Annotated in this window: 14 protein-coding genes; 8 read left to right on the top strand and 6 right to left on the bottom strand. The window is 70.5% G+C overall.

All coding sequences use genetic code 11. The features are described from left to right. Positions 1-55: 55 nt before the first annotated feature. The 3 genes from ABZ532_RS08095 to ilvA all read right to left on the bottom strand — a co-directional run bounded on the left by ABZ532_RS08095 (position 56) and on the right by ilvA (position 3,323). Positions 56-862: an ABC transporter permease gene (locus ABZ532_RS08095; RefSeq protein WP_361280366.1), complete on the bottom strand. Its 807-nt coding sequence runs from the start codon at positions 860-862 to the stop codon at positions 56-58. Positions 863-938: 76 nt separating this feature from the next. Further along, positions 939-1,955, bottom strand: a complete 1,017-nt coding sequence (locus tag ABZ532_RS08090; protein WP_361280365.1) for an ATP-binding cassette domain-containing protein — start codon at positions 1,953-1,955, stop codon at positions 939-941. Between the two features lie 138 nt (positions 1,956-2,093). Next, positions 2,094-3,323, bottom strand: a complete 1,230-nt coding sequence (ilvA, locus tag ABZ532_RS08085) for a threonine ammonia-lyase (protein WP_361280363.1) — start codon at positions 3,321-3,323, stop codon at positions 2,094-2,096. Positions 3,324-3,524: 201 nt separating this feature from the next. On the opposite strand from ilvA, the gene ABZ532_RS08080 reads away from it, so the two are divergent. From ABZ532_RS08080 to ABZ532_RS08065, 4 genes are all read left to right on the top strand, one after another. Then, the gene (locus tag ABZ532_RS08080; protein ID WP_361280361.1) at positions 3,525-4,037 is read left to right on the top strand and encodes a MarR family transcriptional regulator; all 513 of its coding nucleotides are present in this window, start codon (positions 3,525-3,527) and stop codon (positions 4,035-4,037) included. A gap of 65 nt (positions 4,038-4,102) precedes the next feature. Beyond that, the gene (locus ABZ532_RS08075) at positions 4,103-4,651 is read left to right on the top strand and encodes a sigma factor-like helix-turn-helix DNA-binding protein (protein ID WP_361280360.1); all 549 of its coding nucleotides are present in this window, start codon (positions 4,103-4,105) and stop codon (positions 4,649-4,651) included. Continuing rightward, a complete protein-coding gene (locus ABZ532_RS08070; RefSeq protein ID WP_361280359.1) occupies positions 4,648-4,956 on the top strand; it encodes a hypothetical protein in 309 nt (102 codons plus the stop codon). Before ABZ532_RS08075 ends, ABZ532_RS08070 begins: the two co-directional genes overlap by 4 nt. A gap of 47 nt (positions 4,957-5,003) precedes the next feature. Further along, the gene (locus tag ABZ532_RS08065; protein ID WP_361280358.1) at positions 5,004-5,195 is read left to right on the top strand and encodes a DUF1059 domain-containing protein; all 192 of its coding nucleotides are present in this window, start codon (positions 5,004-5,006) and stop codon (positions 5,193-5,195) included. 105 nt (positions 5,196-5,300) lie between these two features. On the opposite strand, the gene ABZ532_RS08060 is transcribed toward ABZ532_RS08065, so the two are convergent. Continuing rightward, the gene (locus ABZ532_RS08060) at positions 5,301-6,476 is read right to left on the bottom strand and encodes a cystathionine gamma-synthase (RefSeq protein WP_361280357.1); all 1,176 of its coding nucleotides are present in this window, start codon (positions 6,474-6,476) and stop codon (positions 5,301-5,303) included. Positions 6,477-6,536: 60 nt separating this feature from the next. Between ABZ532_RS08060 and ABZ532_RS08055 the strand changes: the two genes are divergently transcribed. From ABZ532_RS08055 to ABZ532_RS08045, 3 genes are all read left to right on the top strand, one after another. Beyond that, positions 6,537-7,643, top strand: a complete 1,107-nt coding sequence (locus ABZ532_RS08055) for a hypothetical protein (protein WP_361280355.1) — start codon at positions 6,537-6,539, stop codon at positions 7,641-7,643. Between the two features lie 100 nt (positions 7,644-7,743). Then, positions 7,744-8,421, top strand: a complete 678-nt coding sequence (msrA, locus tag ABZ532_RS08050) for a peptide-methionine (S)-S-oxide reductase MsrA (RefSeq protein WP_361280354.1) — start codon at positions 7,744-7,746, stop codon at positions 8,419-8,421. Positions 8,422-8,652: 231 nt separating this feature from the next. Beyond that, entirely contained in the window at positions 8,653-9,450 is a 798-nt protein-coding gene (locus ABZ532_RS08045; RefSeq protein WP_361280353.1) for an MBL fold metallo-hydrolase, read from the top strand. Positions 9,451-9,456: 6 nt separating this feature from the next. Here ABZ532_RS08045 and ABZ532_RS08040 read toward each other — a convergent pair whose 3' ends face one another. Both ABZ532_RS08040 and ABZ532_RS08035 read right to left on the bottom strand, forming a co-directional pair. Further along, on the bottom strand, positions 9,457-9,831 hold the full coding sequence (locus ABZ532_RS08040; RefSeq protein WP_361280352.1) for a DUF1330 domain-containing protein: 375 nt from the start codon (positions 9,829-9,831) through the stop codon (positions 9,457-9,459). Positions 9,832-9,978: 147 nt separating this feature from the next. Further along, positions 9,979-11,031, bottom strand: a complete 1,053-nt coding sequence (locus ABZ532_RS08035) for an NAD(P)-dependent alcohol dehydrogenase (protein WP_361280350.1) — start codon at positions 11,029-11,031, stop codon at positions 9,979-9,981. 129 nt (positions 11,032-11,160) lie between these two features. On the opposite strand from ABZ532_RS08035, the gene ABZ532_RS08030 reads away from it, so the two are divergent. After that, complete coding sequence (locus tag ABZ532_RS08030) at positions 11,161-12,024, top strand: helix-turn-helix transcriptional regulator (protein ID WP_361280349.1); 864 nt, start codon at positions 11,161-11,163, stop codon at positions 12,022-12,024. The last annotated feature ends 138 nt before the right edge of the window (positions 12,025-12,162 follow it).

Below are 12,162 nucleotides of genomic sequence, written 5' to 3'. Positions count from 1 at the left end.
GCGAAGGCTCCCCGCACTCGGGTGCGGGGAGCCTTCGCTCACGTGGAGGGTTCTCTCAACTGGCCGCGCGCCGGTACTTGCGAACGGCGAGCGTCCGGAACACCGCCACGATCAGGACCGAATAGATGATCGACGCCCACACCGAGTGCTGCATGGGCCAGGCGTGCGACGTCGAGACCCCGGGATTGCCGAACAGCTCACGGCACGCCTGGACGGTGGCGCTGAACGGGTTCCAGTCGGCGATCGTCCGCAGCCAGGGCGTCATCTGGCTGGTGTCCACGAACGCGTTCGAGATGAACGTGACGGGGAACAGCCAGATCAGTCCGCCCGAGGTGGCCGCCTCCGGTGTGCGCACGGACAGACCGATCAGCGCGCCGATCCAGGTGAAGGCGTAGCCGAGCAGAAGGAGCAGGCCGAAGCCGGCCAGGACCTTCCCCGCGTTGGTCGGCTCCGTGGAGCCGGGGCGCCAGCCCACGATCAGCGCGACGATCGCGAGGACGAGCAACGTGATGGCCGTCTGCACCAGGTCGGCGAGGGTGCGGCCGGTGAGGACCGCGCCCCGGGCCATCGGGAGAGAGCGGAACCGGTCGATCAGGCCCTTGTGCATGTCGTCGGCGATGCCCGCGCCCGCGCCGGCCGTGGCGAACGTGACGGTCTGGGCGAAGATCCCGGCCATCAGGAAGTTCTTGTAGACGGTCGGGTCGGTGGTGTTGCCGATCTGCATCGAACCGCCGAAGACGTACGTGAACAGGACCACGAACATCACCGGCTGGATGACTCCGAAGAGCAGCATCTCGGGAATCCGGGTCATCCGGATCAGGTTCCTGCGAGCGATCACCAGGGAGTCGGCCATGGAGCTCATGCGATGTCCGCCTTCCCGACGCGCGTCCGCGGGCGCGGGGCGGTGAGGCCGGGTGCGGTGATGCCCTCGGCGGTGGTCACTTCACGGCCTCCTTCGTGGTCTTCCGGCTCCTCCTGGGGGTGGCGGAGTCGCCCTTTCCTTCGTCGCCCTCGTGCTCCGCGTGGTGGCCGGTGAGTGAGAGGAAGACGTCGTCCAGCGTCGGGCGGCGCAGGCCGATGTCGTCGATCTCGACGTTCCGGGCGTCCAGATCGCGGATGACCTCGGCGAGCAGCTTGGCGCCCCCGGTGACCGGTACGGTCAGCTTGCGGGTGTGGTCCTCGACGGTGACGTCGCCCTGGCCGAGGGCGGACAGCACCTCGCGGGCGGCGGTGATCTCGTCGCGGGTGTGGACGACGACCTCGACGCGTTCGCCGCCGGTACGGGCCTTGAGCTGGTCCGATGTGCCGCGGGCGATCACCCGGCCGTGGTCGACGACGCAGATGTCGTCGGCCAGGTGGTCGGCCTCCTCCAGGTACTGGGTGGTGAGCAGCAGCGTCGTGCCGCCGTGGACCAGTTCCTTGATGACCTCCCACAGCGCCTGCCGGTTGCGCGGGTCGAGGCCGGTGGTCGGCTCGTCCATGAACATCACGGGCGGCGACACGACCAGGGCGGCGGCGAGGTCGAGCCGGCGTCGCATCCCGCCCGAGTAGGTCTTGGCTGTGCGGTCGGCCGCGTCCGCGAGGCTGAAGCGTTCGAGCAGTTCGACCGCCCTCTTGCGGGCGGTGGCCGCGCTCATCTGGTAGAGCCGGCCGACCATCTGGAGGTTCTCGCGGCCGGTCAGATACTCGTCGACCGCGGCGAACTGTCCGGAGAGGCCGATCGAGCGGCGGACCTCGTTGGGGTGCTTGAGGACGTCGATACCGGCGACGACCGCTCTGCCGCTGTCCGGCTGGAGAAGGGTGGTCAGCACCCGCACCGCGGTGGTCTTGCCGGCACCGTTCGGCCCGAGCAGTCCGAGGACCGTGCCCTCGGGCACATCGAGATCGACGCCGTCCAGAGCCTTGACGTCACCGAAGGTCTTCACCAGGCCTTCGGCATAGATGGCACCTGGCATGTGGGTTCTCCCAGTAGCAGATCGGGGCCCTCGCTGGTTTGCGCAAGCCTAGGCCCGCCGGACGGTTCGCGCAGGCATTTTCCGGCCCCGGCAACACCGGGTTCCGCTCCCCGCAGCTTCCGTTCCGCTCCGCTTCTTTCAGCCCATGACGCGGTAGCCCGCGTCACGCAGAGCCCGCTCCACCTCCGCGCAGTGCTCCCGCCCCTTCGTCTCCAGCTGGAGTTCGACCTCGACCTCGGTCAGGCCAAGGCGCGCGTCGGTGCGGACATGGGCCACGTCCAGGACGTTCGCATCCAGCAAGGACAGCTCGCCGAGCAGCCTCGCCAGCGCGCCCGGCCGGTCGGAGAGCCGCAGCCGCAGCGTCAGATAGCGGCCGGCCGCCGCCATGCCGTGGCGCAGGATGCGCTGCATCAGCAGAGGGTCGACATTGCCGCCCGACAGCACGGCCACCACCGGGCCGTGCACGGAGCGCGGCTCGCTCAGCAGCGCCGCCACGGTGCTCGCGCCCGCCGGTTCGACCACAAGTTTCGCCCGCTCAAGGCAGAGCAGCAGCGCCGAGGAGAGCGCGTCCTCGGAAACCGTGCGCACCTCGTCGACCAGTTCCTCGACGATCGCGTACGGCACGTCCCCGGGCCGGCCCACCTTGATGCCGTCCGCCATGGTGACGGGCGCGTCGATCGCCACGGGCCGGCCGGCTTCGAGCGAGACCGGGTACGCCGCCGCACCCTCGGCCTGCACGCCGATGATCCGTACGTCGGGGCGCAGCGCCTTCACCGCCACCGCGATGCCCGCCGCCAGGCCGCCGCCGCCCATTCCGACGATGATCGTCCGTACCTCGGGGCACTGTTCGAGGATCTCCAGGCCCACCGTGCCCTGCCCGGCGATGATGTCGGGATGGTCGAAGGGGTGGATGAACACCGCTCCCGTGTCCCGCGCGTACTCCTGCGCCGCTGCGAGGCTCTCGTCCACGACCTGTCCGCAGAGCCGCACCTCGGCGCCGTACTCGCGCGTCGCCGCGACCTTCGGCAGCGGGGCGCCCACCGGCATGAAGACGGTGGAGCGCACGCCGAGCAGCGAGGAGGCGAGGGCGACGCCCTGCGCGTGGTTCCCGGCCGATGCCGCCACGACACCCGCGGCGCGTTCCTCGGGGCGCAGGCCGGAGATCCGCACATAGGCGCCGCGCAGCTTGAACGAACCGGTCCGCTGGAGATTCTCGCACTTGAGGTGGACGGGGGCGCCGACCAGGTCGGACAGATACCGGCTGCCCTCCATGGGCGTCAGTTTGGCCACACCGGCGAGCATCTTCTGCGCCCCCCGGACGTCATCGAGGATGAGCGGGTGGAGGGGGCCTGCCGCATGGAAGCTCATGACTGCCAGTCTCGCAGTTCAGCGGCTTTCCGGTCGGCCCGATCACACACCTGTCCGCAGGACTCCCGCGCGGTTCTGGCGGGGTTCCACCGGGATTCCAGTGCGATTCAACGGGATTCCGCACGGCCGGTACGCTCCCGCCCCCGTCCGCGTACTCTGTCCCCCACCAACCGACCGCCGCACGAGAGAGCCACCGCAGCCATGCCCACATCCCAGGACATGACGACTGATCTGAACCCCGGTCTCCTCGATGCCCTCCAGCACCAGGTGGCCGTCTTCGCACGCCGTGCCGAGCAGACCCGGCTCGGCGGTGTGGGCCAGGCCCGCAATTCGATGGACCGTGCCGCGTATCTGCTGCTCAACCGGCTGGACCAGGAAGGCCCGATGGGCGTCAAGGCACTCGCCGCGGGGATGGGCATCGACTCGTCCACGGTGACCCGCCAGGTCGCGCCGCTGGTCGACACCGGTCTGGTCAAGCGCACCTCGCACCCCGAGGACGGTCGCGCGGTCGTGCTCCAGCTGTCACCGCGCGGCCGGTCCCGGCTGGAAGAGGTCCGCTCGTCCCGGCGTGAGCTGATGGCGCAGGTGACGGAGGGCTGGACGGCGGAGGAGCGGGAGTCGTTCTGCACGCTGCTCACCCGGTTCAACTCCGCCCTTTCGGCCCGCCAGTCGGGGCTGCCGGCCGCCGATGCGGAGGCACAGCCCACTTCCTGAAAGGGTGGCCCTCTGAAGGTGTCCAAACCCTTGACCGGGTGCTCCGGCTGATCTGATATGAGCACATGCGTCAGCGGCGGCACCACCCGGATTCCAGCCTCGCTCATGGCATCGGCAGCACCGATGACAGCAGCGGCGTGCGGGAGTTCGACGCGTTCGTCGCGGGTGCGGCCGGGCGGTTGCTGCATGTCGCGACCCTGCTGACCTGCGAGCAGCCACCGCGCAACCCCGAGGCGCAACGGCTGCTCGTCGCCGCTCTCGCCCGCACCTACGCGGACTGGGGCCGGCTGCGCGGCGAGGATCCGTACGACCGGACCCGCGCCGGGCTCGTCGCCCGCTTCGCCCGCACGGCGTGGCGCCACCACGGCGGCCGGACCGTCGGCCCGCTCGCCCCGCTCACCCCTCAGGAACGGCTGATCGTGGTGCTGCGGCTCTACGAGAGCGTCGCCGAGGAGCAGACCGCGGCGCTGCTCGGGATCCCGGTCGAGCGGGTACGCGCGATCTGCACCCGTGCGGTGTCCGTGCTCCGGCACCCCGGCACCAGGCGACGCGGGGCCCGTCCGTGGTGCTGCACCCGGCCGCGTCCGCCGATCCGAGCGGCTGGTGCCTCATGACCGCCTCGTACGACCACGTCGACGGGTACGGCGGCGTCGGGTACGACGGGTTCACGGGCGATCACGGGCGCAAGGAGGAGGAGGTCCGGCGGATCCTGGACACTCCGCCCGCGCCGGTGCCCGCCGACCTCATGCCCCGCTCCGCCGTCCTCGGCACCCGCTTGCGGCGCCGCCGACGTGCCCTGCGCCGAGCCGGCTGGACGCTGCTGCTGTTCGCGGCGGTCGCCTTCGCCGTCTGGGCCGCGGCGGTCGAGCCCTGGACCGTACCGCCCGCCGCGACAACCCCTGAGATCGAGGGCTGGTAGTCCTACGCTGGAACCAGCGGCGCACCACCCGAGCACAGGAGGTCGTCATGACCAGGAAAGTCGCCGACTGCCGCAGATTCCCCAGCGAGACGAGCTGCACGCTCACCATCTCGGGCGAGGAGGAAGAAGTCCTCCGGGCCGCCACCGAGCACGCGACCTCGGTCCACGGCCACGAGAACACCCCGGAGCTGCGCGAGCAGATCCGCGGCATGCTGGAGGACGAGAAGGTCAGCGCCTGACCTTCGCCTGCACACACGCATACGCGTACGGTGCGGCGGTGGGGTGCCTGAGGACGCCCCACCGCCGCACCGTGCCGCAGTGGCCGCGAGAGCGCAGCCGGCCCGTCAGCGCAGGGCCTGTTCCAGATCCGCCAGCAGATCGCCGACCGCCTCGATGCCCACCGAAAGCCGCACCAGATCTGCCGGGACCTCCAGCAGCGAGCCCGCCACCGACGCGTGCGTCATCCGGCCCGGGTGCTCGATCAGCGACTCCACGCCGCCGAGGGACTCACCGAGTGTGAAGAGCTTCGCGCGGTTGCAGACCTCGATGGCCGCCTCCTCGCCCCCAGCGACCTGGAAGGACACCATGCCGCCGAAGTCCTTCATCTGCTTCGCGGCGATCTCGTGGCCGGGGTGCTCGGCCAGTCCCGGGTAGTACACCCGCGTGACCTTGGCGTGCTGGGTCAGCATCTCGGCGATGCGCGCCGCGTTCTCGCTGTGCCGGTCCATCCGGACCGCCAGGGTCTTGATTCCGCGCAGCACGATCCAGGAGTCGAACGGCCCGGCCACCGCTCCCATCGCGTTCTGGTGGTACGCCAGTTCCTCGCCGAGTGCCTCGTCGGCGGTGACCAGCGCGCCACCGACGACGTCGGAGTGCCCGCCCATGTACTTCGTCAGCGAGTGGACGACCACATCCGCACCGAGCGCGAGCGGCTGCTGCAGGTAGGGGCTGGCGAAGGTGTTGTCGACGACCAGCTTCGCGCCCGCCGTCCGGGCGATACCCGCGATGTGCGCGATGTCGGTGATCCCGAGCAACGGGTTCGACGGGGTCTCCACCCAGATCAGCTTCGTCCGGTCCGTGAGGGCCGCACGGACCGCCGCCGGGTCGGAGGTGTCGGCGACGGAGAACTCCACACCCCAGCGCTGGACGACCTTGGCGAAGAGCCGGAAGGTGCCGCCGTAGGCGTCATTGGGGATGACCACATGGTCACCGGGCACCAGCAGCGTACGCAGCAGGCAGTCCTCTGCGGCGAGACCGGAGGCGAAGGCCAGACCACGCCGGCCGCCTTCCAGCGCCGCGAGGTTCTCCTCGAGCGCGGTACGCGTCGGGTTGGCGCTGCGGCTGTACTCGTAGCCGCCACGGAGTCCGCCGACCCCGTCCTGCTTGTAGGTGGACACCTGGTAAATGGGCGGCACGACCGCGCCGGTCAGCGGGTCGGCGGTGTTGCCCGCGTGGATGGCGAGGGTCTCGAAACCGCGCTCGTGGCCGGACTCGGACTCGCTGCTGAAATCGTCACTCATGAATCCCGAGGGTAGTCCCGGTGCGCCGGCTTCCCCACGCGGTCCGGGACAATGGCTGGTATGGAGATTCTCTGGTTCCTGATTGCGATGCTGATGCTCTTCGCGGTCATAGGTCCGTTCCTGCTGCGCCGCCGGGGCGGCTTCCGCCAGGTCGCCCCCGGCTCCCCGGACGCGGCGGACCCGGAAGCGTACGGCTTCCTGCGGCAGGAGCAGCTCGATCTGCGGCTGCCAGGACCCGACGAGGACCTCCTGGACGTACTCGACGTCGTCCAGCGCACCCAGGACTGGCGCGCCGCGGCACAGCTCCTCGCGGGCACCGCGAAGGAGGGTGAGCTGCGCTGGCAGCGCGTGCAGGCCTTCGCGGGCGCGGCCTCGCTGGAGCTCCAGAAGCAGCCGGGCACCGGAGGCGCCTGGTTGCGCGCCTGGCGCTCTGAGTCGCCCAAGGACGCGGGCGGTGCGGCCGTGCACGCCGAGTTCCTGGTGCAGCAGGCATGGCGGTCCTCCGGCGGCGTCGGCAGCGACGACTTCCGGATCATCCTCGAGGAGGCCCGTTCGGTCTGCGGTCAGGCGGCCCTGCTGGCACCCGGCGATCCTGTGCCGTACATCGTCGAGCTGGCCGTCGCCCGTGGACTCGGCTACCCCCATGAGCAGTTCGACCAGCTGTGGGCGAAGGTCATCGACCGCGCGCCCGCGCACATGGGCGCGCATCTCGCGGCCCTGCACTACTGGTGCGAGAAGTGGCACGGCTCCCGTGAGGAGGCCGACCACTTCGCGACGACGGCGGCGGCCCGCGCGCCGCAGGGCTCGCTACTGGCCGCGCTGCCGTTGTTCGCGGTGTACGAGCACGTTCCGGAGGTCAATCTGGTCTCCGGCTTCTACCAGAGCGCCGTGGTCACCAAGGCCGTCGAGGGCGCGCTGCACGCGACGCAGTCGGCGGACGCCGGCGATCCCGTGCTCCCGCAGGTGAGGCACCTGCTGGTGCTGTTCCTGGTGCGGATGGAGCGCTGGGCCGAGGCGATGCACCAGCTGGTGCACGTGGACGGCCACATCGGGGCGCTGCCGTGGACCCACGAGGAGGACCCGGCGGCGGTGTACGCGGTGTACCGGGCACTGGCGGTGGCCGGGTACGAGGCGAACGGCGGCAGTCCGGCGACGCTGCTCCAGTGAGCTCCGATGGCTCCAGGTGCCTTCTCGGCCCGCTCGGCAGGAATGCCCGGCGGGCCGATCGCGTTCCCGTCTACGGACCCCACACACCGAGGAGCCCAGCATGTTCCTGTCCCGCCGCGTCCCCGAGCTGCCCACTCCTGAGCAGGCCCTCCGCGGACGCGAAAACCCCACCTTCGGCCTCCCGGCCCGCCACACGGTCCTCGGCAGCCCCCTTCTCGGCCCGTACCCGGAGGGACTGCAGACCGCGGACTTCGGTCTGGGCTGCTTCTGGGGCGCGGAGCGCAAGTTCTGGCAGACCCCGGGGGTGTACACGACGCTGGTCGGCTACCAGGGCGGATACACCGAGAACCCGACGTACGAGGAGGTCTGCTCGGGCATGACCGGCCACACGGAGGCGGTCCGCGTGGTCTTCGACCCGTCCGTCGTCTCGTACGAGCAGCTGCTGAGGGTCTTCTGGGAGTCCCACGACCCGACGCAGGGCTTCCGCCAGGGCAACGACGTGGGCACCCAGTACCGCTCGGCGATCTACACCCACTCCCCTGCCCAGGCGGCCACCGCCGAGGCCTCCCGCGAGGCCTACCAGAAGGTCCTGACCGGTTCCGGCTACGGCACCATCAGCACGGAGCTCCTCCCTGCCGATGGGCGCACCTTCTACCCGGCTGAGGGTTACCACCAGCAGTACCTCGACAAGAACCCTGCGGGGTACTGCGGGATCGGCGGCACGGGAGTCTCCTGCCCGGTCGGCGTGGCGAAGGCCGCGGGCAACGCGAACGAGTAGGCGGGCGGCTCACGCTTCTCCCTCCCTCGTTAGAGCAAGGGAGGGAGAAGCGCGCGGGCCGGACACGCTGACGCGCGGGATCGGCATCACGCCCCTGGGGAGGACCCGTGACCACCCCCGGGGAGCCGCTCGTCCCCCAGCCCCTGGTCGTCGTTCGTGTCGCGCCCGACGACAATCAGCGCGGGCCACGCCGCGGGTGCGTGCCCATGGGCAGGGGCAGACGATGGAAGCATGCACATTCACAAGGTGCGACCGGACATCAGCCTGCTGAGTGACAGCCTGGAGGTGCCGGGGATCGGCTATCTGCCGGTCAACGCGTATGTGCTGTTCGCTGCGGAGCCGGTGGTGGTGGACACCGGGCTCGGGCTGCCGAACCGGGACTTCCCAGAAGCCCTGGGGGGCGTCATGGATCCGGCGGATGTGCGGTGGATCTGGCTGACGAATCCGGACCGTGACCACACCGGGGGGCTCTTCAGGCTGCTGGCGGCGGCGCCGCGGGCGCGGGTGGTGTGTACGTTCGGGACCGCGGGGCTGCTTGGTTGTGAACGGCCGATCCCGGTCGACCGACTGTATCTGCTGAACCCGGGGCAGTCCCTGGATGTCGGTGATCGTACGCTGGCGAGCTTCCGGCCGCCGCTGTACCACAACCCGACCACCATCGGCTTCTTCGACGACCGCTCGGACGCCTGCTTCAGCTCGCACTGTTTCGCCGGGCCGCTGCCCACCGAGGAACTCGCCGAAGCAGGCGATGTAAGCGAGGTCGACCCCGAGGACCTGGAGGCCGCGCAGTTGCTCTGGGCCACCGTCGACAGTCCCTGGGTGCAGCTCGTCGACCCGGTGAAGTTCGCCGCCGCCTTTCAGCCGATACGGGACCGGAATCCCCACCTGGTCCTCTCCGCGCATCTGCCGCCCGCGCCCGGGGTCACCGGGCATATGGTCGATGCGCTGTGCGGGGTGGCGGGGGCGGCGCCGTGGGTCGCGCCGGACCAGGCGGCGATGGAGTTCCTGCTCACCCGGTTCGATCACTGATTCCGGCTATAGCCGGTCCGACTGAGCGGCCCGCAGGACGGCCGCCGTGTCCGCCGCGTCATAGCCCGGCGGCACGCCCTCGATCAGCATGGCGTCACCCGCGATGTGCCGGGTGCGCAGCGGGATGAGCTCCTGGTACGCCTGCGAGTCGTACCAGCCGCGGGCGGCGTCCATCGACGGGAAGCCGATGAGGACCAGCGCGGCGGGCCACTCTCCCTCGCGTACCTCACGCCGCGGAGCACCGTGCACGAGGAACCGGCCTCCGAAGGGGTCGAGGGTGGCCTGGATGCGCTCCATGTACGTGAATACCTCGTCGTCGAGACGGGCCGGAGGGCGCAGGTTGGCGATGGCGTACGCGTGGTACGCGTTCACTGTGGTCATGGCCCGATCGTGCCCGGGCCGCCCCGCGCCGGTCGATTACCCCGGAGGTAACCGGGCACGCGCGGTACGGTCCCGGGGCCCTACCGCATCGCGCTCAGCCCGGGGCCGTCCGGCTCGTGCTCAGCCCCGGGGCCGTCCGGCTCGTGCTCAGATCGTGGCGGTGTCGATCACGAAGCGGTAGCGGACATCGCTCGCCAGCACCCGCTCGTACGCCTCGTTGATCTGGTCGGCCCGGATCACCTCGATCTCCGCGCCCAGCCCGTGCTCGGCGCAGAAGTCCAGCATCTCCTGGGTCTCCGGGAGCCCGCCGATCATGGACCCGGCGAAGTTCCGCCGCTGCCCGAGCAGCGGGAAGACGTTCAGCGAAACGGGCTCCTCGGGGGCGCCCACGTTCGCGATCGTCCCGTCGGTCTTCAGCAGGCCGAGGAACTTCTCCAGCGGCAGCGGCGCCGAGACGGTGTTGAGGATGACGTCGAAGGTGCCCGCCAGGGCCTCGAAGGTGGCCTCGTCGCTGGTCGCGTAGTAGTGCTTGGCTCCCAGGCGCAGTCCGTCGTCCTTCTTGCGCAGGGACTGGGAAAGCACCGTCACCTCGGCGCCCAGCGCGTTCGCGATCTTGACTCCCATGTGGCCGAGGCCGCCGAGGCCCACGACCGCGACCTTCTTGCCGGGGCCGACCTTCCAGTACTTCAGCGGGGAGTACGTGGTGATGCCGGCGCACAGCAGCGGGGCGGCCACGTCCAGCTCCAGCCCGTCGGGGATGCGGACGGTGAAGGCCTCGTCCACGACGATGTGCGTGGAGTAGCCGCCGTAGGTCGGCTCGCCGTTCTTGTCGAGAGCGTTGTACGTGAGGACCATGCCGCCGGTGCAGTAGTTCTCGAGACCGGCCTTGCAGTTGTCGCACTCGCGGCAGGAGTCGACGAGGCAGCCCACGCCGACGCGGTCGCCCACGGCGAACTTGGTCACCTCGGGGCCCACCTCGGTGACGATGCCGGCGATTTCATGGCCGGGGACCATGGGGAAGATGGCACCGCCCCAGCCGTCGTTCACCTGATGGATGTCGGAGTGGCAGATGCCGGTGTACTTGATGTCGATCAGCACATCGTGGTCGCCGACCGCCCGGCGCGGAATGGTGGTGCGCTCCAGCGGGGCCTTGGCGGCGGGGGCGGCGTATGCGGGAACCGTGGATGCTTGTGTGCTCATGGCTACGAGACTGCGCCCATTTCCGCAGGCTACCCAGCCCTCTGTTGTGCGTACGCCCGCTGTTCCTACTACTGGCAGGGTCAGGTTCAGTCACATGGGGCAACGCGGCGGACGGGTTTACTTGAGGGTATGGACCAGCGTGCCGAACTCAGCGAATTCCTGCGCTCGCGGCGGGCCCGGCTGAAGCCGGACGATGTCGGGCTGCCGGCCTTGGGCCGCCACCGTCGCGTCCCCGGGCTGCGCCGGGAGGAGCTGGCGCAGCTTGCCGGGGTGTCCGTGGCGTACTACACCCGTCTTGAGCAGGGGCACGGACAGAACGTGTCCGGCGAGGTGCTGGACTCGATCGCCCGCGCACTGCGGCTGTCCGACACGGAGCGCGACCACCTCACCCATCTCGCCAAGCCGAAGCCGCACAAGAAGCGCACGGCACGGGCGGCGCAGAAGGTGCGGCCGCAGCTCCAGCAGCTGATCGACGCGATGGAGGGGGTGCCCGCGTTCTTCCTGGGGCGCCGGATGGACATCCTGGCCTGGAACGCGATGGCGCGCGCACTGTTCGGCGACTTCGCCTCGATGCGGCCCCAGGAGCGGAACATGGCCCGGCAGGTGTTCCTCGACCCGGGGGCCCGGGAGCTGTACCTCGACTGGCAGTGCAAGGCGGTCGAGGTGGTGAGCGTGCTGAGGCTGTGCGCGGGCTGCTATCCGGACGATCCTCAGCTTTCGGCGCTGATCGGCGAACTGTCGGTCAAGAGCGATGAGTTCCGCACGCTGTGGGCCGCGCACACCGTGCAGGAGAAGGGGCATGGCACCAAACGGCTGCACCACCGTCTTGTGGGCGAACTGACCCTGTCGTACGAGACCTTGAGGCTGCCCGACGACGAGGATCTGCACCTGGTGACGTACCACGCCGAGCCGGAGTCGGCTTCGGCGGCGTCGCTGGGGCTGCTGGCGCAGTGGGGGGTCGACGAGATCCCGGCCCCGTCAGCCGCGCGCTGACACAGGCGCGGAGCCGACACAGACGCGGGGCGGGGGCGGGGGGGGGGGGGGGCGGGGGGGGGGGGGCCGGGGGGCGCCGGGGCGGGGCGGGGGGGCGGGGGGGCCGCCCCCCCGCCCCGCCCACCCCCCCCCCCCCCC

The organism is Streptomyces sp. NPDC019396 (genome assembly GCF_040632375.1).
Classification (GTDB): domain Bacteria; phylum Actinomycetota; class Actinomycetes; order Streptomycetales; family Streptomycetaceae; genus Streptomyces.
Note: the sequence above shows the minus strand (reverse complement) of the source record. Positions and strands in the feature narration are given on the sequence as shown.

Coding starts and splice junctions, on each gene's coding strand:
- ABZ532_RS08070 (WP_361280359.1), top strand. CDS start 4,648: ATGACCGCCTCGTACGACCACGTCGACGGGTACGGCGGCGTCGGGTAC.
- ABZ532_RS08045 (WP_361280353.1), top strand. CDS start 8,653: ATGCACATTCACAAGGTGCGACCGGACATCAGCCTGCTGAGTGACAGC.
- ABZ532_RS08095 (WP_361280366.1), bottom strand. CDS start 862: ATGAGCTCCATGGCCGACTCCCTGGTGATCGCTCGCAGGAACCTGATC.
- ABZ532_RS08075 (WP_361280360.1), top strand. CDS start 4,103: ATGCGTCAGCGGCGGCACCACCCGGATTCCAGCCTCGCTCATGGCATC.
- msrA (WP_361280354.1), top strand. CDS start 7,744: ATGTTCCTGTCCCGCCGCGTCCCCGAGCTGCCCACTCCTGAGCAGGCC.
- ABZ532_RS08040 (WP_361280352.1), bottom strand. CDS start 9,831: ATGACCACAGTGAACGCGTACCACGCGTACGCCATCGCCAACCTGCGC.
- ABZ532_RS08065 (WP_361280358.1), top strand. CDS start 5,004: ATGACCAGGAAAGTCGCCGACTGCCGCAGATTCCCCAGCGAGACGAGC.
- ABZ532_RS08090 (WP_361280365.1), bottom strand. CDS start 1,955: ATGCCAGGTGCCATCTATGCCGAAGGCCTGGTGAAGACCTTCGGTGAC.
- ABZ532_RS08060 (WP_361280357.1), bottom strand. CDS start 6,476: ATGAGTGACGATTTCAGCAGCGAGTCCGAGTCCGGCCACGAGCGCGGT.
- ABZ532_RS08035 (WP_361280350.1), bottom strand. CDS start 11,031: ATGAGCACACAAGCATCCACGGTTCCCGCATACGCCGCCCCCGCCGCC.
- ABZ532_RS08030 (WP_361280349.1), top strand. CDS start 11,161: ATGGACCAGCGTGCCGAACTCAGCGAATTCCTGCGCTCGCGGCGGGCC.
- ilvA (WP_361280363.1), bottom strand. CDS start 3,323: ATGAGCTTCCATGCGGCAGGCCCCCTCCACCCGCTCATCCTCGATGAC.
- ABZ532_RS08080 (WP_361280361.1), top strand. CDS start 3,525: ATGCCCACATCCCAGGACATGACGACTGATCTGAACCCCGGTCTCCTC.
- ABZ532_RS08055 (WP_361280355.1), top strand. CDS start 6,537: ATGGAGATTCTCTGGTTCCTGATTGCGATGCTGATGCTCTTCGCGGTC.